Here is a 25,591-nt window from a genome sequence, read left to right as displayed (position 1 = left end):
CACATTGGCTCCGGATGGAGATCCCATCTCCCTCGGTGCAACCATGAGCGGGACTGATCGTCTCGCCGCGGGTCGGCGCACTGAGGATAGGAACACGCATGGATTCAAGGCTCGAAGCTGTCCGCGACACCGTGTTGGCACGGAACCCGGGGGAGAAGGAATTCCACCAGGCCGTCACTGAGGTCTTCGAAAGCCTCGGCCCCGTGCACGATCGCCATCCTGAATTCCTTGAGGGCGCCGTCCTGGAGCGTCTTTGCGAGCCGGAGCGCCAGATCATCTTCCGCGTCCCGTGGACCGACGACGCCGGCCGCGTCCACGTGAACCGTGGCTTCCGGGTGGAGTTCAACTCCGCGCTCGGCCCCTACAAGGGCGGGCTCCGCTTCCACCCCTCGGTGTACCTGGGAATCGTGAAGTTCCTCGGCTTTGAGCAGATCTTCAAGAATGCACTCACCGGCATGCCCATCGGTGGCGGCAAGGGCGGCTCGGACTTCGACCCCCGCGGGCGTTCCGATGCCGAAATCATGCGCTTCTGCCAGTCCTTCATGACCGAGCTCTACCGCCACATCGGTGAATACACCGACGTTCCCGCCGGTGACATCGGTGTGGGCGGTCGCGAGATCGGCTACCTCTTCGGCCAGTACAAGCGCATCACCAACCGCTACGAATCCGGCGTCCTGACGGGTAAGGGCATCTCCTGGGGCGGTTCCCTGGTTCGCCCCGAGGCCACCGGTTACGGAACGGTGATCTTCGCCCAGGAGATGCTCAAGACCCGCGGTCAGTCCTTCGACGGTCAGCGCGTAGTGGTCTCCGGCTCCGGCAATGTGGCCATCCATGCGATCGCCAAGGCCCAGTCCCTTGGCGCCACCGTAGTGGCCTGTTCCGACTCCGCCGGCTACATCGTGGACGAGGCGGGGATCGACGTCGCGCTTCTGAGCCGGATCAAGGAAGTAGAGCGCGGCCGTCTCACGGAGTACGCGGCCCGCCGTAGCGGGGCAAGCCACGTTGCCGGCGGTTCCGTGTGGGACGTCAACGGCACCGTCGCGCTGCCGTGCGCCACCCAGAACGAGCTCGACGGCGAAGCTGCCGCCAAGCTGGTCAGCAATGGCCTGATCGCTGTGGCTGAGGGCGCCAATATGCCCTCCACTCGGTCCGCTGTATCCGTCTTCCAGGAAGCCGGGATCCTCTTCGGGCCGGGCAAGGCTGCCAATGCCGGTGGTGTGGCGACGTCCGCCCTGGAGATGCAGCAGAACGCCAGCCGCGATTCATGGTCCTTCGAGCACACCGAGCAGCGCCTCACCGAGATCATGGTGGGCATTCACGATCGCTGCGCCGAGACTGCCGAGCAATACGGTGCGCCCGGAAACTACGTGGTGGGCGCCAACATCGGCGGCTTCGTCAAGGTAGCCGACGCAATGCTGGCCCAGGGCCTGATCTAGTACCCCTTAGCCCAACTGGGTAGCAGTAGAGGCCGTTTTGAGCGTTCAAAACGGCCTCTACTGCTACCTGCATGGGTGCTTTAGCGCTGGAGCAGCCGCACGTGGTCCGGGTTCAGGTCCGCTACCTTGCTGACGCCGAGCAGCGCCATGGTGCGGGTCATGTCCTTCTCCAGGATCTGGATGGTGCGGTCCACGCCTTCGCGTCCACCGGCCATGAGGCCGTACAGGTATGCGCGGCCGATCAGGGCAAAGTCCGCGCCCAGGGCGAGGGCTGCCACGATGTCCGCGCCGCTCATGATGCCTGTGTCCAGCATGACTGCGGCCTTGCTGTTGTCAGCCTTCAATGCCGTGGTGACCTCCGGCAGCAGGTGGAACGGGATGGGTGCGCGGTCCAATTGGCGGCCGCCGTGGTTGGACAGGATGATGCCATCCGCGCCGTGGTCCACTACCTTGCGGGCGTCTTCCACGGTCTGGATGCCCTTGACCACCAGCTTGCCCTTCCAGGTTTCGCGGAGCCAGTCCAGGTCCTCGTAGGTCAGGGTGGGGTCGAACATCGAATTGATGAGGTCTGCCACGGTGCCGGTGTAACGCGAAAGCGAAGCGAAGGTCAGGGGCTCGTGCGTGAGGAAGTTGAACCACCAGGCCGGGCGGTAGGACGCATCCAGGACGGTTTTGATGGTCAGCGCCGGCGGGATGGTCATGCCGTTGCGGACATCGCGCAGGCGGGCGCCGGCAACCGCAGTGTCCACGGTGACCATGAGGGTGTCGTTGCCGGCTTTCGCTGCGCGTTCGATCAGTTCCAGGGAGCGGTCGCGGTCCGTCCACAAGTACAGCTGGAACCAGTTGCGGCCGTTCGGCGCAGCCGTGGCGACGTCCTCGATGGACGCAGTGCCCATGGTGGACAGGGTGTAGGGAATGCCCGCGGCTTCAGCGGCCTGCGAGCCGGCGTACTCGCCCTCGGACTGCATCATGCGCGTGAATCCTGTGGGCGCGATGCCGAACGGCAGGCGTGATTCCTTGCCCAGGATGTCGGTGCGGAGATCGATCTTGGAGACATCGCGCAGGATGCCGGGACGGAATTCGATGTCCTGGAACGCCTGGCGCGCGCGGCGCAGGGTGATCTCTTCTTCGGCTGCGCCGTCGGTGTAGTCGAAGGGCGCCTGCGGCGTGCGGCGTTTGGCCATGTCCCGCAGTTCCCAGATGGTGCTGGCGCGCTTGAGTCGTGCGGTCTTGCTGAATTCGGGCTTCTTGAACTGCATGAGCGGGGCCAGGTCGGAGACCTTGGGGACGCGGCGCTTCAGTGCCGGCGGAAGCACGACGGCGGGACGCGGCTGGGGCGGACGAGTCACGTTTTCGTCGCTCCCGGCGTTTGCGGGCGCGGCCGTGATCTTGGGATCGAGGGTGTCGGTCATGCGGTTCTCCCTTGAATTCTGTGGTCTTACCACTGTGGTCTAACCACACTGTAATCCATGTGGTTGGACCACATCAACTAGTATTCCGTTATGCGTACCCACGAGTTGGTCCTGCAATGGATCGAGAAGCAGCTGTCCGATGGAGACCTTGCCCTCGGCGGCAGGCTCCCGGGTGAACGCGCCATGGCCGAGCAATTGAAGGTTTCCCGGACCTCCGTGCGCGAGGCAGTCCGCATCCTCGAGGCGATGGGCGTGGTCCGTGCCGGCGTGGGGTCCGGAAAAGACGCAGGGACCGTGGTCATCGCTGAGCCTGGCTCTGCGCTGGGTTCCACCCTCCGGCTGCACGTGGCCACGCGCCATCTTCCCGTGGCGGACATCGTGGAGACCCGCGTCCTGCTGGAATCGTGGGCGGCTGAAAGGGCCATGGTGGGGGTGCCGGAGCTGGAGGAAGCCGCGGAGCTGCTGGACCGGATGGACGCTGCCCCGGACATCGATACATTCCTTGCCTTGGACGCCCGCTTCCATGTGGCGCTCGCGCAGGCCGCCGGCAATGCCGTGGTCAGCGCCATGATGGCCTCGCTCCGGGGCGCGATCGAGAACTATGCGGGTGAGCTGACTGGAAACCTCCCTGATTGGAACGCAACCTCAGCCCGGCTCCGGGCAGAGCATCGTGCCATCCTCGCCGCGGTGAACAACCACGACGGCGGCAAGGCAGCTGAGTTGGTGGCCGCCCACATCCAGGGCTTCTACAAAGAGGCCGGAGTGGGCGCAAACCCCTCACCCAAGTGACGCTTAATGCCAATGTTCGCGGCGAACATTGGCATTAAGCGTCAGTTCGCGGGCTTGAGGGCCGGCGCTGCGGTGCTCTTACGGATCTCCATCCTGGGGGAGAACTCATCCTGCGCCTGGGTGGTGGCTTCGCCGGCTTGCTGGATCTGTTCCCGCATTCTCCGCCAAGCGAGGCTTCCGAGCTCGTTGATGGGCACGGCAGCAGTGGTCAGCGGGGGAGTGGTGTATTTGGCGAAGGGGATGTCGTCGAAGCCTGTCACGGAGATGTCCTCCGGAACGCGAACACCACGCTCGTGCAGGCCGCTGAGCAGTCCCATGGCCACGAGGTCGTTGAAGGCCAGGATTCCGGTGGCACCACTGGCAATGATGGCCTCGGTGGACTCATGGCCGGAATCGAAGTTGGATCCACCGTGGAGCATCTGCAGTTCGATCTCCGGGTGCCCGGCGCGGAACTGGTCCAGGCCCACCAAACGTTGGCGGTTGGAGGCGCTGTGCTCGGGCCTGACAGGAACACCAGCCGGCGGTGTCCCAGGGAGACCAGATGCTGCGCCAGTTCCTGGATGCCCTGCCCGTAGTCCACGCTCAGGCTCGGAGTGTTGGTGGCGATGGTGGTGCGGTTGATGAGCACCAGCGGGTGCAGGGTGGGCGCCAGCTCTTCAAGTTCGGCGTCGGGCATGCGGGGTGCGCAGAGGACCACGCCATCGCAGCGGCGGCGGGCTTCCCCGGCCAGGATGGCTTCCTCGCTGGTGACTTCGGAGGAGTCGGCAATGAGGACGCGGTAACCATCCTGGGCGGCAGCGATGCTGAGTCCGCGGAGGATGGCCTGGAAGGTTGGGTTGGCCAGATCCGGGACCACGATGCCGATGGTGTCAGTCTTGCCCAGGGCAAGGCTGCGCCCCACCGGATTGGGCTGGTACTTCAATTCCGCCGCGGCTGTCCGAACCCGCGCCGCAATCCCGGGATCCACTGCGGCGTTACCGTTCATGACGCGTGAAACGGTGGCGTGCGAGACGCCGGCCTTCTCCGCGACATCAGCTATCCCGACGCGCCTGTTGGTGTTCCTGCGTGCCATGTGGCCCCTTCCCATTGGTCGTCTCCCGAATGCGCCGTCGTTGGAGCAGTGGTTGACGTGACCACCAGAGTCTTGATACAAAGCTTATAACGCTCTGAGAAAACGCTTTCTCATGATTCTTCCCATACGAAGCCGGGCCGTCAAGCGGTTCACTCCTGCCTTTTGAAAGGGGCATCTCTCATGGCCAACATGGTCACCGTCGACTCAGCCGAGACCCAGACCGCAACGGCCGCACCCACTGCCCGGGCTGAAGGCCACCGCCGGACACGCATCGCCCTCATCGGCACCGGTGGCCGCTCGGAAATGTACATCCGGGCCATCTATGGGCAGCACGCGGACGTTGCAGAACTTATTGCGCTCTCCGACGTCAACCAGGGCAGGGTGGACTTCTACCAAGAGCTCATCAAGGAGCTTGGCGGAACGGAGCCCGTTGCCTCCTTTGAGCCGGGCCGGCTCACCAGCTTCATCCAGTCCAACGACATCGACCGCGTCATCGTCACGACGCCCGACTACACCCACGCGGACTACATCGTTGAGGCGCTCGAGGCGGGTGCCGACGTCGTGGTTGAAAAGCCGCTGACGATTGACGTTGACGGCTGCCGCCGTATCACGGAAGCCGTGGCGAAAACCGGCAAAAACGTGGTGGTGACGTTCAACTACCGCTACTCGCCGCGCAACACGGCGCTGAAGGAAGTCATCCAGAACGGCGTGATCGGCAAGGTCACCTCCATCGACTTCAGCTGGGTCCTGGACACCGTGCACGGCGCTGACTACTTCCGCCGCTGGCACCGTGAAAAGAAGAACTCCGGCGGCCTGCTCATCCACAAGGCCTCCCACCACTTCGATCTGGTCAACTGGTGGATCAACGATGTTCCGGAGCGCGTCTTTGCCTCCGGTGGCCTGCGCTTTTACGGCGACAAGAATGCTGCAGAGCGCGGCCTGGGAGCCCGTCCGGAGCGCGGCACCGTTGATGGTCTTGAGCACGATCCGTTCCGCCTGGACATGCGCGACGACGAGCGCCTGAAGGCCCTGTACTACGACAACGAAAAGTTTGACGGCTACATCCGTGACCAGGACGTCTTCACCGGGGGTATCACCATCGAGGACAACCTCGCCCTCGTGGTGGACTACCAGGGCGGCCCGACGCTGAGCTACTCGCTCAACGCCCACAGCCCGTGGGAAGGCTACCGGGTCACCGTCAACGGCACCGAAGGCCGGGCCGAACTCGAAGTGGTGGAACGCGCCGCCGTCGAGTCCAGCACCGACAAGAAGACCGTGGTGGACCCGAGCGCCACTCCCATCGAGGAAGAGGATGCCGTACGCCGCAATGGTGAGCGCCTGGTAGTCCAGCGCCACTGGGAAGCTGCCTACGAAGTTCCGATCGTCAACGGCGAAGGCGGCCACGGCGGCGGTGACAATCTGCTCCTTTCGGACCTCTTCAACGGTCCCGGCGTTGATCCGCTGGGCCGTCCGTCCGGCTACATCGACGGACTCCGTTCCGTGTCGGTGGGTATCGCCGGCAACCAGTCCCTGGAGACCGACCAACCCGTCCGTATCAGCGAACTGGGCCTCGGCGCCGACCTCAGCCGCAGCCAGGCCTGACCGGTTCACTACCAAGCAAGGACAAGACCATGAGCAGGATTTTCGTCACCGGAGGTTCCGGTCGCCTGGGACGCAGCGTTGTGGCTGGACTGGCAGACGCCGGCCACAAGGTGATCTCGGTGGACCGGGACGCCATCCCAGCAGAGCAACTGCCCGCCGGGGCCGAGCAGTACACCGCTGATCTTTTGGCGCCGGGGGAAGCGGAGCGGCTCATCCGCGAAACAGCGCCCGACGCCGTCATCCACCTCGCTGCTATTGCCGTACCTTTCAGCGCACCCGAGGACGTCATTTTCAGCACGAACACCCGGCTCGCCTACGCTGTGGTCAGTGCCGCTACCGACGCCGGAGTCCCGAAGATCGTGACGGCGTCCAGCCCCACCGCCCTGGGCTATGGCTCACCGGCCGGGTGGCTGCCGCCGTCGTTCCCCCTGAACGAGCAGACGCCGCCCAAGCCGTGGAACGCCTACGCGTTGTCCAAGCTGATCGCCGAACAGACCGTGCAGATGTTTGCCGCAGCACAGGGCGACAAGATCCGGTACGCGGCATTCCGCCCGTGCTACGTCCTGTCCCCGGAGGAATGGGAAGGCGCCCTGACGCAACAGGGGCACACCATCCGGCAGCGCCTGGACGATCCCGCACTGTCCGCACCGGCCTTGTTCAACTATGTGGACGCACGGGATGTGGCCGATTTCCTGGACGTGCTGCTGGAGAAGATGGACAGCATCCCCAACGGCCAGGTCTTCTTTGTTGGCGCCAAGGATGCCTTGGCTACCGCGCCCCTGGCGGAATTGTTCCCGCGCTTCCTGCCAGGCAGCGGACCCCTCACCGAAGACCTGACCGGAACCAGCCCCGCGTTCTCCATCGATAAAGCCCGTGAGCTCCTCGGCTGGGAACCCAAACGTTCGTGGCGCACCGAACTCACCCCGCCGTACGAAGGCGCGGACACCGCGTCTGACCACGAGGACAACCCCGCAGCACTCAACCCTGCAGCACTCAATGACGAGAACCACGCCGGCCTGGTCCCGGCGGGAGCAACCAAGGAGACCCCATGAACTTTGACGGCGTACTGTTCTTCCCCGTCACTCCCTTCGCTGAAGACGGCACCGTGGATGTGGCGTTGCTGAAGGAGCACCTCACCTCCCGCCTGCCGTTCGGCCCGGGCGGTGTCTTCCCCGCCTGCGGCACCGGTGAATTCCATGCGCTCTCCATCGATGAGATCCGCACCGTGGTGACCGCCGCCGTCGAGGCTGTTGCTGGAGCGGTTCCCGTGGTCTCCGGTGCGGGTGGACCGCTGGGGCACGCCATCGCGGCAGCAAAGGTGGCCGAGGAAGCCGGCGCGGATGCCCTCCTGGTGCTCCCGCCCTACCTCGTTACCGGTCCCACGGACGGTGTCGTGGCCTACGTCGAAGCCATCGCCGCCGCGAGCAGCCTGCCGGTGATCGTGTACCACCGCGGTACGGCCAAGTTCACCGCCGAGGCCATCACGCGCCTCACCGCCAACCCGAAGGTTGTGGGCTTCAAGGACGGAATCGGCGACGTCGGGCTGGCCCAGGAAATCGTCTCCGCGATCAACGCCAGTGGCCGCACCGACTTCGCCTTGTTCAACGGCCTGCTGACCGCAGAGCTGACCCAGGGTGCCTACCGTGGCCTGGGCATCCCGCTCTACTCCTCGGCAGCGTTCGCCATGGCCCCTGAAATCGCCAAGGCCTACTACGACGCCTACGTCTCCGGTGATGAAGAGCGCCGCCATGCCCTGCTCGAAGGTTTCTACGCTCCGTTGGTCCGGCTCCGAGACCAGACCCCGGGCTTTGGCGTTTCCCTCATCAAGGCAGGCCTGCGCCTTGCCGGGCTGCCCGTTGGCCCGGTCCGTCCGCCGCTGGTGGACCCCAGTGAAGAACAACTGCTGGAGCTCAAGTCCATCCTGGCCAAGGGCCACGAGCTGGCCGGCAGCTGATGCCGGCCCGCATCACGGGCCTCACCACCCGGCTGATCACGGTCCCGCTGCTGCGCAGCTGGGGTGCCGAGGCGCCCGAGAACCATGTGATCGTCACCGAACTGACCACGGACGACGGCGGCAGGGGCCATGGTTTCTCGTGGACACCCACCATTGGTCCCCAGGCGGTCAAAGCCCTCTTGGATTACGACATTGCACCGTTCATCCTGGGCCTCGAAGCAAACCCGGAGATCGTGTGGGACCAGCTCTGGAAGCGGCTGCATGAGGCCGGTGGGGGAGGCCTCACCACCATCGCGATGGCCGGCGTGGACCTGGCCCTGTGGGACCTGAAAGCACGGCAGGCCGGCACCTCGGTCACAGGCCTCTTGGGCCAGCGCCGGGAATCGGTGGAGGTGTATGGCTCCGGCGTGAACCTGCACTACCCGCTGGAGCAGCTCGTGGAGCAGGCCCAGCGATGGGTTGCCGCCGGGCATCACGCCGTGAAGATCAAGGTGGGCAAGCCCGAACTCCGGGAAGATGCCGAACGCGTTGCCGCTGTCCGACAGGTCATCGGCCCGGACCGGTTGCTCATGATTGACGCCAACCAGCGTTGGGACCTGGCCCATACCTTCCGTGCTTTGGACGTTTTGGGGGAGTACGGACTGGAATGGCTGGAAGAACCGATCCGGGCCGACGACCTCTGGGCCTACCGGCGTTTGCGCAAGCACTCTCCGGTACCCATTGCCTTGGGGGAAAACGTGCACACCATCTACCGTTTCCGCGACTTCATCGAAGCCGAAGCCGTGGACATCATCCAGCCCAACATCGTCCGGGTGGGCGGCATTACGCCGTTCCGCAGGATCGTTGAGCTGGCCCGGGCCAACAGCATCAGGGTGGCGCCGCACCTTCTTCCGGAGCTCTCCGGGCAGCTGGCGCTCACCCTTGCCGAAACCGTGAGCGTGGAGGACGTGGAAGACGCGTCCTTCGAGCAACTCGGAATACTGGCCGGGCCTTCGCCGGTACGGATCAACAACAGCAAGGGCCAGAGCACACTGAGCAGCACAGGCCGCCCCGGACTGGGCTTTGAGTTCGCCGGAGCGCCCGCACCGCCGCTGCCCGCACCGCCGCTGCCCGCATCCGAGACCGCCGCCCCTGAGAGTAAAGGAAACCGCATTGAGTACAGCAACTCTTGACCTGACAGCCATCACCGCCGCAGCCACGGCAGCCGCAAAGGTGACCGCAGCAGCAACCGATGCCGAGCGCGCGGCCTGGCTGACCGCCGTCGCCGACGCCCTGGACGCCAACGTCACCGAACTGGTGGCCATCGCCGATTCCGAGACCAGCCTTGGCACCGTCCGGCTCACCGGTGAGGTGGCCAGGACCAGTGGCCAGCTGAGGCTGTTCGCCAACGTGATCACCGAGGGTTCCTACCTCGAAGCCGTGATCGACCACGCCGACCCGGCCTCCACTCCGCCGAAGCCCGACCTGCGCCGCATCCTGCGTCCGATCGGTCCGGTAGCCGTGTTCTCGGCGTCGAACTTCCCGTTCGCCTTCTCCGTGGCCGGTGGTGACACCGCCTCCGCACTGGCAGTGGGTTGCCCGGTGATCGTCAAGGCGCACTCGGGACACCTTCGCCTCTCCGAGCGCACCGCTGAGATAGTCAGCGAAGCCCTGGCCAAGGCTGGAGCGCCGGAAGGGATCTTCGCCTTGGTCAGCGGCCGCGAGGCAGGCACAGCTCTGGTGCAGGACCCCGCCATCAAGGCCGTCGGCTTCACCGGCTCCATTCCCGGTGGGCGCGCACTGTTTGATCTCGCGGCCTCCCGTCCGGAGCCGATCCCGTTCTACGGTGAACTCGGCAGCCTGAACCCTGTGGTCATCACAGCGGATGCCTTGGCCGAACGTGGCCAGCAGCTCGCCGCGGGCCTGGCCGGTTCCTTCACCATGGGTGCGGGCCAGTTCTGCACCAAGCCGGGACTCGTCTTCATCCCGGCGGGCACGGACTTCGCATCCCACCTGGCCGAGGCCAGCAAGGACAAGCCCACCGCTGCCATGCTCACCGAGCGGATCGCCGAGGCGTACCCGGACGGTCTTCGGAACGTCGCAGACCAGCCGGGTGTCGCCGTCGTCAGTGGCACCGTGCAGCAGAACAGCCTGGCCGACGGCGCCGCACCAGTGGTGTTCTCCACCAGTGCAGCCAACGTGCTGGAGCGCCCCGAAGAGCTTTTGGAGGAATGCTTCGGCCCCACCACGCTGCTCATCGAGTACGCCAACCAGGAGGAACTGTCCGCGGCCCTGTCAAAGGTTCCGGGCAGCCTCACGGGCACGGTGCACGCGGAACCGGGTGAAGACGTCTCCGCACTTGTGGAGCAGCTCAGCGGTTTGGCTGGCAGGGTCCTGTTCGACGGCTGGCCCACGGGAGTTGCCGTGAACTGGGCCCAGCAGCACGGCGGCCCGTACCCGGCAACCACATCGCTGTTCACTTCCGTAGGCGCTACCGCTGTACGCCGCTTCCAGCGTCCGGTGGCCTACCAGGATGCTCCGGAGACTGTCCTGCACCCGGCCCTGCGCGACGCCAACCCGCTGGGCATCCCGCGGCGCGTGGACGGCGTGCTGACGCTCAGCTAACCCACCGCCCGCGCCCAACTGGGTAACAACAAACGTCGCAATGAGCCCTCATAGCGACGTTTGCTGTTACCCAGTTGGGTAGGTGCTACGGGCGCAGCGTCAGCGGACGACGGCGGCCGTCCACGTCGGTGGTCGGCCACCGCTCGTCGGTGGTAAGGACGCGCACGCCGGAATCCGTGAGCAGGACAGTGTCCTCGATCTTCACACCAGGCCCGGACGGGTTCCATGTGAAGGGCTGGTTGAGCACCACCGTGTCCGTGACCTCTGCGGTGACCCGGGGATCGCGGCCTGCATAACCGGCCGGCCCGCCCTGGTGGTGCAGCGTCCACTGATCCTCGCCGAAGCCATGCCGCGCATAAGCCAGCTTGATCTCGGCGAAGATCCCATTGAGCCGGGCTCCGGGGACAGTGGCGCGGAAGATGTCGGCCTCCACTGCGGCAATGCGGGCCTCGGCGTCGAGCTCTTGGGGAGTGCCGGCGTCGAACGCTACCCACCGGGTCACGTTGGCAACCAAGCCGTTCCGGCGGGCGCACACCACGGCCATGGCACGACGTCCGATGGGGGAGTGCGTGGCCAGTGGATGGCGGAAGTCGCTGCGGGAAGCGCCGTTGCAGAGCAGGACCAGCGGCTCGGCGCCCACCGCCACAATCCGCGCGGCCAGGTCCGAGACCAGCTGGAACTCCGTGGTCTCCGGGGTCGCCGCGGTGAGGACATCCGTCATGGCAGCGGTAGCATCAGCGGACAGTTCGGCATAGCGGGCAGCCTCGGCCGGGAGCAGTTCCTGGCGGGCCGCGCGCAGTTCCGCGGTGACGGCTGCTTCCACCAAAGGGTCACCATCAACGGCCAGCCCGGCCGCCGCGGCATGCAGTTGACCATGCCACGGCACGGTGTGAAGGCTGACGCCTCCGGGCAATTCCTCGGCAGCGATGCGCCCGGCCTCGTTGTTGAACGTCACCAGGTGGTCGCCGTCGCGATCCACCAGAAGGGCTGCGATGGGGTCGCCGGCCAGGCTGATGTGGACGCGGCTCCCGTCCAGGTACCAAGTGAGCGCTGTATTGGTCGTTAGGAGCAGCGAGTCGCGGCCTGCGGCGTCCAGGATGTCCAGCACGCGGCGGCGCTTGACCGCGCGGTCTTCGGTGTTGCCCGGTGCGGTGTTGCCCGGTGCCGTGCGGGCTGTTGCGCTCGCCGGCGTCGATGCCTGTGTTGGTGCCTGGCCGGCCAAGGGCGTGGATTGAGTAGGAGTGGTCATGCCGGTTCCCCCAAAGGTGAGATGAGTTGTTCAATGTCTTGTGTTGCCAGGAAGCCGTCCGTGACGAGCACGGTGACGGTCCGGTGGACTGGGTTGCCGGGGGCGGTGGTCACCGGGGCGTCCCAGGCCAAGGAAAGTCCGACGCCGGGATAGCCCGAGTGCCGCACGAACCACGGGTCCGGTGCCTGCGGTGAGGCAAGGAACACCAGCGTTGCCGGGTGCCCCAGCCCGGGGTCGCCGGTGACGTGCGCGGCGCCGGCTGTTCCGGCGTCGAACGTTCCCGACCACGCCAGCCATGGCGCCGCAGTGCCGTGAACAGCGTCCTCGCCGCGTGAATCCGGGGTCCAGATGGTGGCATCGCTGACTTTCGGCAGCCGCCAGAAGAAGCCTCCGTAACCGCCCTGCGGCCGCCCGTTGGAACCGGGGCTGCCCAGCAGCACCGGGCGTCCGGAGGCGGATTCCAGCGTGAAATCCAGCGTCAGTTTCCACGCGGAATGCCCGACGGCGGCCCAGCGCCATTCGCGCTGTTCGCGGAGTACAGGTGATCCGTCGGGACCGAGCCAGCTCAACTGTTCGCGCCGTTGTCCGTCGGAGTGGTCCGCGGAGTCTGTGACGATGCGGCCGTGGTCCTTCCGCCAGACGTAGGCGCCGGCGTCCCTGATGTAGGTGCGCCCGCCCCAGAAGTTGATGCCGTCTACGTCCTGGAGGGCGACGCCCGCGCCCAGATGCCACACGTGGTCTTCCGGGATGTGATCCGTCACCACGGTCCCCGCAAGTGTTCGCACGGGGTGCAGGTAGGGACGGGGTGACGACGTGGGGCGGATACGGGTTCCGTCCTGGAGCGTTGCGACGGGCGTGCCATTGACGCGGAATTCCGCCACGTTTGAGGGACCGGTCCCAGAGCCGGCCGCGGATTCCGTCCACGGCGCTCCGAGCTCAGCAAAGGTGGCTTGGCCCAACGCTGCCCGGCGGATCAACGATTCGATGCCGTGCACCACGGGGTGTGCCTCCTCGCCCTCGCCTTCCCACGTGACGTAGTCCGGGTCGATCAGCCGGGGAGCCTCTGAGGTGCGGATCGCCTCCAGCACCGACACATACGCCCCGACGCCACTGAGGGGGCTGAGGAGATCCTTCTCGCTGTCCGCGGACAGCAGGTTCTCCAGCAGGTCAGTGCGTCCAAAGGTCTCGGTCCGGACACCATGGGGCGTGGTGATCTCCACGCGGTCCTCGGTATAGAAGAGCGTCAACTGCCCCAACGTGCCGTAGATAGTGACAGCTGGCGCCGACTGCACAGGTGCGCACAACGTCAGGGCGCACGTCAGCACCGGTCCTCGCATCAACCCAGTGCCTCCCGTGAAACCAGTGCCGCTGGTGGTTCGGACCCTCACCACTGAGGTGTCGTCGCTCTCGGTGTCATTGGCCCGGTAGAGGTCCGTCTCCACGGAGGCGACGTCCGAAACTGTTCTTGCCCCGGCAAGCCGCAGTCCCGTCGCCACAGCGTGTGCCAAGGCGTTGGTGACCACGCCGTCCACCACGTCGGTCCCGTTCAGGCTCCGCTTGCCGGCCCAACGAGAACGCTTGAAGTAGGACTGGGTCCTCAACCACAAACCTGTTGCGCTGAGGCCGCGGACGTCACCAATTTCCCCCGCGGTCACCAGTGCTTCAATGGCGGGGAGGGCTTCGGAGCCAAGGCTTTGGAACCCCACCTGCACCAGTCGGCCGGCGCTCGCGGCCGCTGCCATGACCTTTTGGTATTGCTCCATGGAGGCCACCGGGGGCTTTTCCAGGTACACGTCGGCGCCGGCCTCGAGTGCTGCCAGGGCCAGGGGAGCGTGCGTTTGGATCGGCGTGGAAATGATCACGACATCCGGCGCGGTCCCTGCCGCCAACAGCTCATCGAGGGAAGGGAAGACCTCAACGCCAGGGCCAAGTTTTCCGTCGGCGGGAGGACGCGGATCGGCGACGGCCACCAGGTCCAAAGCACCGGCAGCAGCCAGCCGATCAAGGTTGTCGAGGTGCCGTTCGCCGAAGCCGTGGACACCCACCAGTGCGACACGGGGGAGCCGGGGGTGAACCTGCGCAGGGGAGGCTGTTAAGGGCTGGGTCATGAGGCTGTCCTTGTGAGGTCAGGTGCGGGGGAACTGCCGGATGGGGTTGGTTTCAGGGCGGCGGCAAGGAAGGCCGCGGCCTCGTCCTGCATGGCCTGGGTGAAGACGTGGGGTTCCTGCCAAAGACTGCCGATGTACCGGGTGGGCAGGTTCTCCAACAGGTGCTGGTGGGCATCGCGCATTCCCTGTTCCGGGAAAAGCTGGTCAGCCATGCCGTATTGGACCAGGACCCTGGCGTTGGAGCGCGCGGCCAAGTCCGGCCAGTCCCCCAGCTTGGCGAGACCGGGGGAGTGAAGCAACCACGCGTGGGCATCCAGGTACGCCGGCAGCAGCGAGCCAAAGGTGGTCATCATGCACGTCACCACGTAGCTGCGGATCAAGGGACTCAAGGCAGCGAGCACCATGGCACGCCCGCCTCCGCCGGAGAACCCGAGGCAGCCGAGCCGTCCGGAATCCACCCCTGGGAGCGTCGCGAGAATGCCCAGCGCGGCTAGGTCGTCATGCGCCACCGTTCCGGCGACGCTGCTGCCGAGCAGCGTCGCGGCTTTGGCCACGGTTTCCTCGTGGGCAGCTGCGGCGGCGTTGTACAGTTCCGCCGTGGAAGGTTCGACGCCGGACTCCCGCCAGAGTGCCCGCTGGCCGTTGACGGCGTTGGCAGTCCGCCAGGGCAGGGTGTCCAGGCCAAAGCCCCGGCTTCCCCACATGAAGGTGTCGTGGGCCAGCACTGCGAAGCCTTGCTGCGCCATCCAGGTGGCGAGTGCGCGGCCGTCATAAAGTTTCATTCGCACCTCGGCCGGGATGGGGCCGAAGGGGAGCAGCGGCTGGCCGGAGCCGCCCGCGTTGGAGGCGCCGCCGTCGTGAACTTCTTTGTTGGCCGGGAGTGAGCCGGCCGGAAGGGACACGAGCCGCTCCGCACCGTAAGCCTTGACTCCGCCATGGCAGTGCAGGGCGAGGACACCGGGCAGCGGGCCGGTTTCCCCGGCGGGCCGGACGAACCAGGCCGACGTCCTGGGGCCGAATCCCAGCTGCCACGACATATGTGAGGTGGTGACGTCGTCGTGCACTGTTTCGGAGTGCACCGTGTACCCAAGGTCCGGTGTTACGGAAGGAACGCCAAGTGTGTCGGCCAGTTCCTGGGCGGCCGGAGAAGCGGCGTTGAAGCGATGGCGGACGGCGTAGTCCGGCCAGTCTTCGTAGCGCGTCAATGCGCTGGGGCGGCTGGGCGTAGCTGCCATGTCAGCCGGGCTCATGGCAGGGGCAGTCGGTGGGGAACAATGGTGTCCTGCCTTATCGATGCGTCAAGGTGTGCGGGGCGCACGCCGGGACTCTTCAGCGTGGGAAATCGGAGGGGTCGGCTTCGTCAGAAAACGCTTTCTCAAAAATTAGCAAAAGGCTGTACATGGGTCAAGAAAACGTTTACTTTGGTACGGAGCCGCTGAAGCCCGGGAGTCACATCCCGGTCCTTCAAGGGGAAGGGCCGCAACGTCGGCGTCCCGGAAGGCAAGCACCAACCAGACTCGAAGTCCGTGGATGGCCACGATGACCAAAGGAGACCACATGGCCGCTGTACTGCACACGGGGACGCCGCAAGGCGTTCGCGGGCCGGCGGGGGGAAAGCGATGAGCGCCATAGGCGAACTCTCAACGATGACCCGCCGCAAGGGCCCCATGACCAAGGAAGAGAAGAAGGCCAACGGCCGCGACAACAAGGCCGCGTACATCTTCCTTTCGCCGTGGTTGGTGGGTTTGGTGGCCATCACTGTTGGCCCCATGTTGATGTCGTTGTACTTGTCGTTCACGGACTACAACCTTCTCCAGCCGCCTGAATGGGTGGGCCTGGATAACTTCGTCCGAATGTTCGGCGATGCCAGGCTTCACAACTCGCTGGGTGTGACCTTTACGTACGTGCTGGTGGGTGTTCCGCTGCAGTTGGCGGTGGCGCTGATCATCGCACTGGTCCTGGACAAGGGTCTCCGCGGTCTCCCGTTCTACCGGTCCATCTTCTACTTGCCCTCCCTGCTGGGCGGCTCCGTTGCCGTTGCCATCCTGTGGAAGCAGATCTTCGGCACCACGGGCCTGGTCAACCAGGTCCTGGCGATGGTGGGCATCCAAGGTCCCGGTTGGATCTCCGACCCCAACACCGCGCTTGGCTCCATCATCCTGCTGCACGTCTGGACCTTCGGCAGCCCCATGATTATCTTCCTGGCCGGCCTGCGCCAGATCCCTGTGATGTACTACGAGGCAGCCGAAGTTGATGGTGCCACCACGTTGCAGAAGTTCTGGCGGATCACCCTGCCGATGCTGAGCCCCATCATCTTCTTCAACCTGGTGCTGCAGATCATCGGTTCGTTCCAGTCGTTCACCCAGGCGTTCATCGTCTCCGGCGGCAACGGCGGCCCGTCCGACTCCACCATGTTCTTCACGCTGTACCTGTACCAAAAGGGCTTCGGCCAGTTCGATATGGGTTACGCCTCAGCGATGGCCTGGTTCCTGCTGGTCATCATCGGTGTCTTCACTGCCATCAACTTCATCGCTTCAAAGTATTGGGTGTTCTACGATGACTAAACTCCAGACCCTCCCGGCAGCTTCTTCCAACGACGCCAAAGCCGGCAAGCCCGGAAAGAGCCCGCGCCGCCGCGAATCCCGTGGCAGCCTCGCCTTCAGCCGCAGTGCCCGCATCAAAGGCCTGATCAAGCACGCCATCCTGATCATCGTGGGCGGTGTGATGATTTACCCGCTGCTGTGGATGGTGGTTTCCTCCCTGCGGCCCAACGACCTCATCTTCCGCGAACCGGGCCTGTGGCTGGAGAACCTGGAAATGAGCAACTACACCGATGGTTGGTCCGCGCTGACGCACCCGTTCGGGCATTACATGGTCAACTCGGCAATCGTGGTCCTGGGCTCCATCCTGGGCAACCTGATCTCCTGCTCCATGGCGGCCTACGCTTTCGCCCGGCTGCAGTTCAGCGGCAAGAAGATCTTCTTCGGCATCATGCTGCTGACCATCATGCTCCCGTTCCACGTGGTGATTGTGCCCCAGTACATCCTGTTCTCGCAGATTGGCTGGGTGAACACCTTTTGGCCGCTGATCGTACCCAAGCTGCTGGCCACTGACGCGTTCTTCGTGTTCCTTATGGTCCAGTTCATCCGCGGTATTCCGAAGGACCTCGATGAAGCAGCACGCATCGACGGCGCCGGCCACCCCAGGATCTTCCTGCGTGTGATCCTGCCCCTGATGGTCCCGGCCCTGGCCACCACCACCATCTTCACGTTCATCTGGACGTGGAACGACTTCTTCGGAGCCCTCATTTACCTGACGGACCCGGACATGTTTACCGTCCCCGTGGCGCTCCGGGCCTTCGTTGACTCGCAGTCGGCCACCAGCTGGGGATCGCTCTTCGCGATGTCCATCGTGTCCCTGCTCCCCGTGTTCCTCGTCTTCCTGTTCGGCCAGCGGTTCCTCATCAAGGGCATCGCCACCACCGGCATCAAATAGGCCGGCAGCATCGCCGGAAGGGGGCGGCGGTTGCCGCCCCCTTGTGGTGAGTCGCGCCCAGGGTCACGTGCGACGGCGGCGCGAACCGCCGTCGTCATGCGCACCGACGACGCGGGGTACCGGCGTCGCGCCTTCCAACAACTAAGACAAGTTTGCATCTTGTAATACAAGATTGTGACTTGTATCATAATGCTCAGTAAGAAAACGCTTTCCCAATCGCATCAGGATCAATGAAGATCGGAGACAACAGTGCCGGTACATCCCAAAGGTGAGGCAGTCGCCCCCGTAGCAGGGTCAACAGCCCGGGCCCCCAAAGCCCAGCGCAGCAAGCGCAAACTTCGCGCCTCGGCGTTGGTCGCTGCCACCGCAGCGGCCGTCCTCGCCCTCACCGCTTGCGGCGGCGGCGGAGGATCGGACGCCAAGAGCGCCGACGGCAAGGTGGAGCTGCGCTTCGCTTGGTGGGGCGGCGACAAGCGGGCCCAGGTCACCCAGGCGGCCATCGCTGCGTTCGAAGCAGAGAATCCCAACATCAAGATCAAGCCCGAGTACGGCGACTGGAGCGGCTACTGGGACAAGCTGGCCACCCAGGTGGCAGCCAACGATGCTCCCGACATCATCCAGATGGACGAGAAGTACATCACCGAGTACTCCACCCGCGGCGCCTTGCTGGACCTCTCCAAGTACCAGATCGATACCTCCAAGCTCGACGAAGCCGCGCTGGAAGCCGGGAAGGGCGAGAAAGGCCTGACCGGCATCGCTGCAGGCATCAACGCCGCAACTATCCTGGCCAACCCGGCAGTCTTCCAGGCGGCAGGCGTTGCCATCCCGGATGACAAGACCTGGACCTGGGAAGACTTCGAGCGCGTTGCCGCCGAGGTCACCGCCAAGTCGCCCAAGGGCACCTACGGCGCTGCGGCTTACGGGACGGATGAAGCATCCCTCGGAGTGTGGCTCCGCCAGAACGGCAAGTCCCTCTACACGGAGGACGGCAAGCTGGGCTTTGAGCCTTCGGACATCGCCGAATGGTGGGGCTTCCTGAAGGAACTCAGCGAGAAGAAGGCTGTTCCGTCGGCATCCGAGGTTGTCGAAGCCGAAGCCGCGCCGCTTGACCAGAGTGGTCTGGCTACCGGCAAGAACGGCCTGGCTTTCTGGTGGTCCAACCAGCTTCCGGCGCTCGAGAAGGCTGCCGGCGGCGAACTCCAGATCCTGCGCTTCCCGTCCAAGACGGGCAAGGCTGAAGACGCCAAGCTCTGGTACAAGGCTTCCCAGTTCTGGTCCGCATCATCGCGTACCAAGCACCCGGAAGAGACTGCCAAGTTCATCGACTTCCTGACCAACAACGTCAAGGCCGGCGAGGCCCTGCTGGCAGACCGCGGCGTGTACCCGAACTCCGAGGTTCGTGAGGCCATCGCACCCAAGTTGGCCAAGGCCGACGTCAAGGTTGTCAGCTTCATCGACGGGATCAAGGGAGAACTTGGCGACGCTCCGGCAGCACCGCCGAAGGGTGCAGGCGCCATCCAGGAAATCATCAAGCGCTACACCTCAGAGGTCCTGTTCAACAGGCTCTCCACTGAAGAGGCCGGCAAGAAGGCTGTGGATGAAATGAAGTCCGCCATCAGCTAGCTTTCCTCAGAAAACAACCGCGCCCCGGACGGATCATTCGTGATCCGCCCGGGGCGCGGTTTTTCGTGCGCGTCACCTACTTTTGGGTCAGTCTTCCGCGATGACAGCCACGGCTCCGGCGGGGACGACCCCGGTGAAGCGCAGGCCGCTGAGCAGTTCGGCGCCGTCGGCCTTGACCGTGACGTCTTCCCGGCTGTGGTTGATGGCGAACAGGAAGCTGCGGCCGTCGTCGGCGCGACGGCGGGAAAGTTCGACGCCGGCAGTCGCCTCAGCCACGGCCGCCACCCCCGCTTCGTCCACCAGTCGAGCGGTCAGGGCATCGATGCCGGCGGCATCCGGGAGCGTGGCGAGGTACCAGGCCGAACCGGTTCCGACGGATCGGCGCGTCAGTGCCGGGACGCCGTCGAGCGGGTAGTCGGTGAAGGTCGCCAGGACCTCCGCCGAAGCGCCGGCGGACCCGGCAACGTGTACGTGCTCGCTCCACACAGAGCCAGCAGTTCCATCGCTCAACGTGACCGTGGTGCCGGGGAACAGCGGGTGGAATTCCTCGCTGCGGATGCCCAGCAAGTCACGGAAAGCGCCGGGGTAGCCGCCCAAACGGACGTGGTCGCGCTCATCGACGATGCCGCTGAAGTAGCTGATCAGGACCGTGGCGCCACGTTCCGCAGCGGCGGAAATCGAGGCAGCGGCCTGGTCCGTGACGGAGTACAAGGTGCAGACCAAGATGAGATCGTAGCCTGCGAGGTCTGCGGAGGGGTGGACGAAGTCCGCAGTGATTCCGCGGAGGTACAGGGAGCGGTGGAACGCCCGCATCGTATCGAGGTATTTCAGGGATTTGTTGGGGTGAGAGTCCAGCTCCGACGCCCACCAGGCCTCGTAATCGAACACGATCGCCACCCGGGATTCCACTCGTGATCCCTTGACGGGTTCCATCTTGGCCAGTGCCTCGCCAAGGTCCACCACGTTGCGCCACACCTGGGTGTCGCGGCCACCGTGGGGAACCATGGCCGAGTGGAATTTCTCCGAGCCGGCCTTGCTCTGCCGCCACTGGAAGAACATCACGGCATCGGCACCGCGCGCCACGTGGGCGAGTGAGTTGCGGAGCATTTCGCCGGGCATCTTGGGCTGGTTGTGCGGCTGCCAGTTGACGGCCGACGTGGAGTGTTCCATCAGGATCCACGGCTGGCCCCCTGCTACGCCCCGGGTGAGGTCTGCGCTGAACGCGAGCTCGATTTCACGCTCCGGGTCCGCGGCCACCAGGTAGTGATCGTTGGCAATCACGTCCATGTCCTTGGACCAGTCAAAGTAGTCCAGGGCCTTGGTGGCGCTGGAGACCATGAAGTTGGTGGTGGCCGGGATGCCCGGGGTGACCTCGCGGATCACGGCCAGCAGTTCGCGGTAGTAGTCCATGAACACCCACGAGTTGAAGCGGGCAAAGTCCAGTTGCTGGCCCGGGTTGAGCGTGGTGGGTGCTGCCCCCGGCGGGATGATGTCCTCGAAGGAAGCGTAGTGCTGGGACCAGAATGCTGTTCCCCACGCCTCGTTCAGGGCCTCGATGGAGCCGTAGCGGCGTTCCAGCCATGCCCGGAAAGCGGCGGCGTCTTCTTCGCCGTGGAACTCGCCAACGTGGCAGCCCAGTTCGTTGTCCACGTGCCACAGCGCCAGGGCGGGGTGGTCCTTATACCGCTCAGCGATAACCCGCGTCATGGCGGTGGCGTACTTGCGGTAGACAGCCGACGACGGCGTGTAGTGGCGTCGGGAGCCACGTTCCAGCCGCACTCCTTCCGCGGTGACGGGCAGGATCTCGGGGTATTTGCGGGCAAGCCAGGCCGGGGGAGAAGCGGTGGCCGTGGCGAGGGCCACCTTGATCCCGGCTCCATGGAGGTTGTCCAGGACATCGTCCAGCCAGCCGAAATCGTAGTTGCCTTCGGTGGGTTCCAGAAGGCCCCAGGAGAAGATGGCGACGCTCAGGAAGTTCACGCCGGCTTCCTTCATCAGCTCGATGTCTTCCAGCCGGATGTCTTTGGGCCACTGCTCAGGGTTGTAGTCGCCACCGTAGGCGAGGCCGTCGATGCTGTTCCAGACAGATGGACTGCTGGTGTTTTCGGGGGAGGTCAAGGGGACTCCTTCGTCATGGTGGCGGTCTTAGTCTCTGCTGTGGCCGGGGCGTATGCAAGCAGCGTAACGATGAAATCATCGGGAAGCAGGTTCTTTGGAAAACGCTTGCCCAGATTCACAATTAGGGATATTGTATCGATTCAGAACGAGTGTAAGCGAGATCACTGCCACGTTGTAGAGAACTCGACAAGCTTGCACCAACTGAGCAAGGAGGCTCTCATGATCGATAGAAGGAAATTCCTGGGTACGGTGGCTCTCGGCACTGCATCTGCCGCGTTCCTGGCCGCCTGTGGCCAGTCCTCATCGCCGGCCCAGACTGGTTCGGCGGAGAACCCGGTCACCATCACGTACACGTGGTGGGGCAACGATGACCGTGCAGAACGTACCCGCAAGGCCATTGCCCTGTTCGAGTCGAAGAACCCGGATGTCAAGGTCAACGGCAACTTCTCCGACTTCGCCGGGTACTGGCAGAAGCGCGCTACCGAAGCTGCCGGCGGCGGCTTGCCGGACGTGATGCAGTGGGATCTGTCCTACCTGCGTGACTACGGCCAGCGGAACCAGCTCCTTGACCTGGGCACCGTAAAGATCAACACGGACGCGTTCGACAAGTCCCTCCTTCCCTCGGGCCAGATCCGCGGCAAGACCTATGGCATCCCCACCAGCACCAACGCTTTCGCGGTCTACTACGATCCCGCCAAGCTCTCTTCCCTGGGCATCGCCGAGCCGGATGGATCCTGGAACTACAAAGAGTTCAACGCCTTCCTGACCGAGGTTGGCGCCAAGGGCAACGGCACCCTGTTTGGCGGCACCGATTACACCGGGATCTGGTGGAACTTCAACATCTGGCTGCGCCAGAACAACATCGAGGCGTTCACCGACGACGGCAAGCTCGGCTTCTCCAAGGATGATCTGAAGAAGTGGTGGAACCTGACCGCTGACCTGCGCGGCACCGCGGCGATTGTGGGTGAGGACAAGGCAACCCAGTTGCTGCCCAAGTCCCCGTTCGGCTCCAACGTCACGGCCACGGAAGTCACGTGGGATAACTTCATGGCCGGCTACCTCGCGGACAGTGGCGCGAAGGAACTCAAGCTCGTTCCTGTTCCGTCGGACGACCCTGACAACCTGGGCCTGTTCCTCAAGCCCTCCATGCTGATGGTGGCCAGTGCGAAGACCAAGAACAAGGACGCTGCTGCCCGCTTCATCGACTTCATGGTCAACGATCCCGAGGTTGGCCAGATCTTCAAGACCTCCCGCGGTGTTCCGGCGTCGAAGACCCAGCGCGACGGCACCACGTTCGAAGGTACGGACAAGCTGGTGGTGGACTACGAGAAGTCCATCGAGAAGTACCTCAAGGATGCTCCGGAGCCGCCCATTGTTGGTTTCGGCACCCTGGAGTCCACGTTCAAGCGGGTCACGCAGGACCTGAACTACGGCAAGTTGACCGTGGACGGCGCAGCTGATGCGTGGTTCAAGGAAGCCGAAGACCTTATCAAGCAGAACGCCTAAGCAGACCTTCTGTGTCTGATCCCGGCCTTCACAACTGACGGACTATTCTCGTGACGCAAAGCCCAACCCTGAGCAGGCGTGCCGCCTCCGCTCCCACGCCGCCGCGTAAATCGCGGCGACGTGGGGCGGACACCCGCGCTGGTTACACCTTCCTGTTGCCTTGGCTGCTGGGATTCATCGCCCTGACCGTGGGTCCGATGATTTCCTCGCTGTACCTGTCCTTCACCAACTACAACCTCTTCGATGCCCCCAAGTGGATCGGTTTCGATAACTACGCCACCCTCTTCCAGGACGAACGGTTCCTGCAGTCGGTGGGCGTGACCATGCAATATGTGGTCTTCGGAACACCGCTCAAGCTCGCGGCGGCGTTGGCGATCGCGATGCTGCTCAACAGCAAACGCAAGGGCCAGGGTTTCTACCGGTCCGCGTTCTATGCGCCGTCGCTGATCGGTGCTTCGGTATCCATCGCGATCGTATGGAAGGCCATGTTCGGCGATTCCGGCCCGGTGGACCAGGGGCTGTCCTTCTTCGGAATCAACCTTGGCGGCTGGGTGGGTAACCCCAACATGACCATGGGCATGATGATACTGCTGACCGTCTGGCAGTTCGGTGCCCCCATGGTGATCTTCCTGGCCGGCCTGAAGCAGATCCCCACGGACCTGTACGAGGCCGCATCGATGGACGGCGCCGGCCCGGTCCGGAAGTTCATCAACATCACCTGGCCCATGCTTTCCCCGGTGATTTTCTTCAACCTGCTCATGGAAACCATCCACGCGTTCCAGATCTTCGCCTCGGCCTACATCATCTCCAACGGTGAAGGCGGCCCGGCAGGCTCAACCCTCTTCTACACCCTCTACCTGTACTTGCGCGGTTTCTCCGATTTCCGGATGGGCTACGCCTCGGCCATGGCCTGGCTCCTGGTGATCGTGGTCGGCATCATCACGCTGATCTTCTTCAAGACCTCCAAGTCCTGGGTCCACTACAGCGGTGATGCAAAGTGACAACCATGGCAACTCCCACCCAGAACCAACCAACAACGCCCGCCACCCCGGCGCCGGTCTACAACCCGAAGTCCGAGTCCACCACGGTCAAGCGGATCAAGAGCACCATTTTCCACGTCGTTGCCCTGGCCTTGGTGGCGATGGTCCTCTACCCGGCCCTGTGGATGATCTCCGCGTCTTTCAAGCCGAACTCCGAGATCGGCGGCGCGAACAACGCGTTGTGGTCGGCCAACTTCAGCTTCGATAACTTCGTCACGGCCATGGAAGGCATCGGCGGGGTCTCCACCCTGACGTTCTTCACCAACTCCCTGATCCTGGCCGTTGGGGCCGTGGTGGGCACCGTGCTCTCGGCATCGATCTCCGCCTACGCCTTCGCCCGGATCAACTTCCCGGGCCGTGGACTGTTCTTCGGCATGATGATCGCCACTTTGCTGCTGCCCTTCCACGTGGTGATCATCCCGCAGTACATCGTGTTCCAGCAGCTTGGCCTGGTGGACACCTACGTTCCGCTGCTGATCGGCAAGTTCCTCGCCGCCGACGCGTTCTTCGTCTTCCTCATGGTCCAGTTCATGCGTGGTCTCCCGGCCGAACTGGATGAGGCAGCCCGCATCGACGGCGCCGGACACGTCCGCATCTTCGGCTCCATCATGCTCCCGCTGATGAAGCCGGCCCTGATCTCCACCTCGATCTTCTCCTTCATCTGGAGCTGGAACGACTTCCTGGGCCCGCTGCTCTACCTGAACACCCCCGAAAAATACCCGCTCCCACTCGCGCTGCGGCTCTTCGTTGACCAAACCCAGTCCTCGGACTACGGAGCCATGATCGCGATGTCCGTCCTGGCACTCCTCCCGGTCCTGGTCTTCTTCCTCGTCTTCCAGCGCTACATCGTAGAAGGCGTCTCAACACAAGGTCTCAAAGGCTGACGGACACGGAAGAGAATACTGAAGAATGAGCACTATGAAGGCCACTGGCACGTCATCGGGGAAGTCCGGAATTCCGGTCAACCGCTTTGCCCTCTTCGCCGAGACCATCCTGGCGGGGGTCATCGTGCTCCTCTTGTCCGTCCCCTTGGTGACGGCGCCGGCTGCCTATGCGGCCGGCGTCGCGCACCTGGAAAGGCACCTCAGCGGCAGGGACGATTCCCTCCGCAGCTTGTGGGGCAATTTCCGTCGCGCGCTTCCCGGCAGTTGGAAGTTTGGCATCACGACGGCGGTAGCCGCCGTCGTGATTGTCCTGAACCTGTTGCTCGCCCTGGTGGGTCAACTGCCCGGGCGCGCCGTCATCTTGCCGGCCACGCTGATACTGGCCGCGGCCGGGGCGGTTCTCCTGCTCCGCACCGCTGCCAACTGGAGCGGTGGCGTGAACTGGGACGGCGATGCAGGCCGGCAGCCTGCTGAAGTACCGGGCCGGCAACGCTGGGCCGCTGCCTACTCCAGCGCCAAGGATGACTCAGTGCGTGACTGGAGCGGTTCCTTGCTGTTGCTCGCCGCCCTCTTCATGACGGTCGTCTTCGTCTGGATGTTGCAGGCGTTGTTCGTGATCGTTCCAGGGACCCTGGTCCTGGCCGCCGCAGCCGTCAAGATCCGCTCCCACCGCTGAGTTTTTGTACAGCTAATGCCCTT

General features: G+C 64.4%; 19 protein-coding genes and 1 pseudogene. 14 read left to right on the top strand and 6 right to left on the bottom strand.

What is annotated here, in order from left to right; all coding sequences use genetic code 11:
- Nucleotides 1–98 precede the first annotated feature (98 nt).
- Nucleotides 99–1,436: an NADP-specific glutamate dehydrogenase gene (gene gdhA / locus CGK93_RS18660; protein ID WP_089596103.1), complete on the top strand. Its 1,338-nt coding sequence runs from the start codon at nucleotides 99–101 to the stop codon at nucleotides 1,434–1,436.
- Nucleotides 1,437–1,516: 80 nt separating this feature from the next.
- Here gdhA and CGK93_RS18655 read toward each other — a convergent pair whose 3' ends face one another.
- Entirely contained in the window at nucleotides 1,517–2,848 is a 1,332-nt protein-coding gene (locus CGK93_RS18655; protein WP_089596102.1) for an alpha-hydroxy acid oxidase, read from the bottom strand.
- A gap of 90 nt (nucleotides 2,849–2,938) precedes the next feature.
- On the opposite strand from CGK93_RS18655, the gene CGK93_RS18650 reads away from it, so the two are divergent.
- On the top strand, nucleotides 2,939–3,637 hold the full coding sequence (locus tag CGK93_RS18650) for a FadR/GntR family transcriptional regulator (RefSeq protein ID WP_089596101.1): 699 nt from the start codon (nucleotides 2,939–2,941) through the stop codon (nucleotides 3,635–3,637).
- A 41-nt stretch (nucleotides 3,638–3,678) separates the two neighbouring features.
- Here CGK93_RS18650 and CGK93_RS18645 read toward each other — a convergent pair.
- Nucleotides 3,679–4,709, bottom strand: a pseudogene (locus CGK93_RS18645) (LacI family DNA-binding transcriptional regulator).
- Nucleotides 4,710–4,898: 189 nt separating this feature from the next.
- Here CGK93_RS18645 and CGK93_RS18640 point away from each other — a divergent pair.
- The 5 genes from CGK93_RS18640 to CGK93_RS18620 are packed head-to-tail and all read left to right on the top strand — an operon-like array spanning nucleotide 4,899 to nucleotide 10,869.
- Nucleotides 4,899–6,311, top strand: coding sequence for a Gfo/Idh/MocA family protein (locus CGK93_RS18640; protein ID WP_089597586.1), 1,413 nt, complete (start codon nucleotides 4,899–4,901; stop codon nucleotides 6,309–6,311).
- Nucleotides 6,312–6,340: 29 nt separating this feature from the next.
- Nucleotides 6,341–7,363, top strand: coding sequence for an NAD-dependent epimerase/dehydratase family protein (locus CGK93_RS18635; protein WP_089596100.1), 1,023 nt, complete (start codon nucleotides 6,341–6,343; stop codon nucleotides 7,361–7,363).
- Nucleotides 7,360–8,265 (top strand): 5-dehydro-4-deoxyglucarate dehydratase, encoded by a 906-nt coding sequence (locus CGK93_RS18630; protein WP_089596099.1) that lies wholly within the window; start codon nucleotides 7,360–7,362, stop codon nucleotides 8,263–8,265. Before CGK93_RS18635 ends, CGK93_RS18630 begins: the two co-directional genes overlap by 4 nt.
- Nucleotides 8,265–9,437: a mandelate racemase/muconate lactonizing enzyme family protein gene (locus tag CGK93_RS18625; RefSeq protein ID WP_089596098.1), complete on the top strand. Its 1,173-nt coding sequence runs from the start codon at nucleotides 8,265–8,267 to the stop codon at nucleotides 9,435–9,437. The genes CGK93_RS18630 and CGK93_RS18625 overlap by 1 nt, the downstream gene beginning before the upstream one ends.
- Nucleotides 9,418–10,869 (top strand): aldehyde dehydrogenase (NADP(+)), encoded by a 1,452-nt coding sequence (locus CGK93_RS18620; RefSeq protein WP_089596097.1) that lies wholly within the window; start codon nucleotides 9,418–9,420, stop codon nucleotides 10,867–10,869. Before CGK93_RS18625 ends, CGK93_RS18620 begins: the two co-directional genes overlap by 20 nt.
- 85 nt (nucleotides 10,870–10,954) lie before the next feature.
- Here CGK93_RS18620 and CGK93_RS18615 read toward each other — a convergent pair whose 3' ends face one another.
- From CGK93_RS18615 to CGK93_RS18605, 3 genes are read right to left on the bottom strand one after another with little or no spacing between them, the layout of a single operon-like run.
- Nucleotides 10,955–12,118 carry a M24 family metallopeptidase gene (locus tag CGK93_RS18615; RefSeq protein ID WP_089596096.1) on the bottom strand — a complete coding sequence of 388 codons (1,164 nt, stop codon included), beginning with the start codon at nucleotides 12,116–12,118 and terminating at the stop codon, nucleotides 10,955–10,957.
- Complete coding sequence (locus CGK93_RS18610; protein WP_089596095.1) at nucleotides 12,115–14,226, bottom strand: DUF6807 family protein; 2,112 nt, start codon at nucleotides 14,224–14,226, stop codon at nucleotides 12,115–12,117. The genes CGK93_RS18615 and CGK93_RS18610 overlap by 4 nt, the downstream gene beginning before the upstream one ends.
- Nucleotides 14,223–15,476, bottom strand: a complete 1,254-nt coding sequence (locus tag CGK93_RS18605; protein WP_198318264.1) for a dienelactone hydrolase family protein — start codon at nucleotides 15,474–15,476, stop codon at nucleotides 14,223–14,225. The genes CGK93_RS18610 and CGK93_RS18605 overlap by 4 nt, the downstream gene beginning before the upstream one ends.
- 369 nt (nucleotides 15,477–15,845) lie before the next feature.
- On the opposite strand from CGK93_RS18605, the gene CGK93_RS18600 reads away from it, so the two are divergent.
- From CGK93_RS18600 to CGK93_RS18590, 3 genes are all read left to right on the top strand, one after another.
- On the top strand, nucleotides 15,846–16,790 hold the full coding sequence (locus tag CGK93_RS18600) for a carbohydrate ABC transporter permease (RefSeq protein WP_089596094.1): 945 nt from the start codon (nucleotides 15,846–15,848) through the stop codon (nucleotides 16,788–16,790).
- Complete coding sequence (locus CGK93_RS18595) at nucleotides 16,783–17,721, top strand: carbohydrate ABC transporter permease (RefSeq protein ID WP_089596093.1); 939 nt, start codon at nucleotides 16,783–16,785, stop codon at nucleotides 17,719–17,721. The genes CGK93_RS18600 and CGK93_RS18595 overlap by 8 nt, the downstream gene beginning before the upstream one ends.
- Nucleotides 17,722–17,970: 249 nt before the next feature.
- A complete protein-coding gene (locus CGK93_RS18590; RefSeq protein WP_089596092.1) occupies nucleotides 17,971–19,344 on the top strand; it encodes an ABC transporter substrate-binding protein in 1,374 nt (457 codons plus the stop codon).
- An 87-nt stretch (nucleotides 19,345–19,431) separates the two neighbouring features.
- On the opposite strand, the gene CGK93_RS18585 is transcribed toward CGK93_RS18590, so the two are convergent.
- Nucleotides 19,432–21,462: a beta-galactosidase gene (locus CGK93_RS18585; protein WP_089596091.1), complete on the bottom strand. Its 2,031-nt coding sequence runs from the start codon at nucleotides 21,460–21,462 to the stop codon at nucleotides 19,432–19,434.
- A gap of 219 nt (nucleotides 21,463–21,681) precedes the next feature.
- Here CGK93_RS18585 and CGK93_RS18580 point away from each other — a divergent pair, with 219 nt between their 5' ends.
- Genes CGK93_RS18580 through CGK93_RS18565 form a run of 4 tightly spaced genes read left to right on the top strand, consistent with a single transcriptional unit; the run spans nucleotide 21,682 to nucleotide 25,568 of the window.
- Complete coding sequence (locus tag CGK93_RS18580) at nucleotides 21,682–22,968, top strand: ABC transporter substrate-binding protein (RefSeq protein ID WP_089596090.1); 1,287 nt, start codon at nucleotides 21,682–21,684, stop codon at nucleotides 22,966–22,968.
- Nucleotides 22,969–23,018: 50 nt separating this feature from the next.
- Nucleotides 23,019–23,969 carry a carbohydrate ABC transporter permease gene (locus CGK93_RS18575; protein ID WP_089596089.1) on the top strand — a complete coding sequence of 317 codons (951 nt, stop codon included), beginning with the start codon at nucleotides 23,019–23,021 and terminating at the stop codon, nucleotides 23,967–23,969.
- A complete protein-coding gene (locus CGK93_RS18570; RefSeq protein WP_442856998.1) occupies nucleotides 23,966–24,892 on the top strand; it encodes a carbohydrate ABC transporter permease in 927 nt (308 codons plus the stop codon). The genes CGK93_RS18575 and CGK93_RS18570 overlap by 4 nt, the downstream gene beginning before the upstream one ends.
- Before the next feature lie 34 nt (nucleotides 24,893–24,926).
- The gene (locus tag CGK93_RS18565) at nucleotides 24,927–25,568 is read left to right on the top strand and encodes a Poxvirus protein I5 (RefSeq protein ID WP_089596088.1); all 642 of its coding nucleotides are present in this window, start codon (nucleotides 24,927–24,929) and stop codon (nucleotides 25,566–25,568) included.
- Nucleotides 25,569–25,591: the final 23 nt, after the last annotated feature.

This window comes from Arthrobacter sp. YN, from assembly GCF_002224285.1.
Taxonomy (GTDB): Bacteria; Actinomycetota; Actinomycetes; order Actinomycetales; family Micrococcaceae; genus Arthrobacter.
This window is presented reverse-complemented; position numbering and strand designations above follow the sequence as displayed.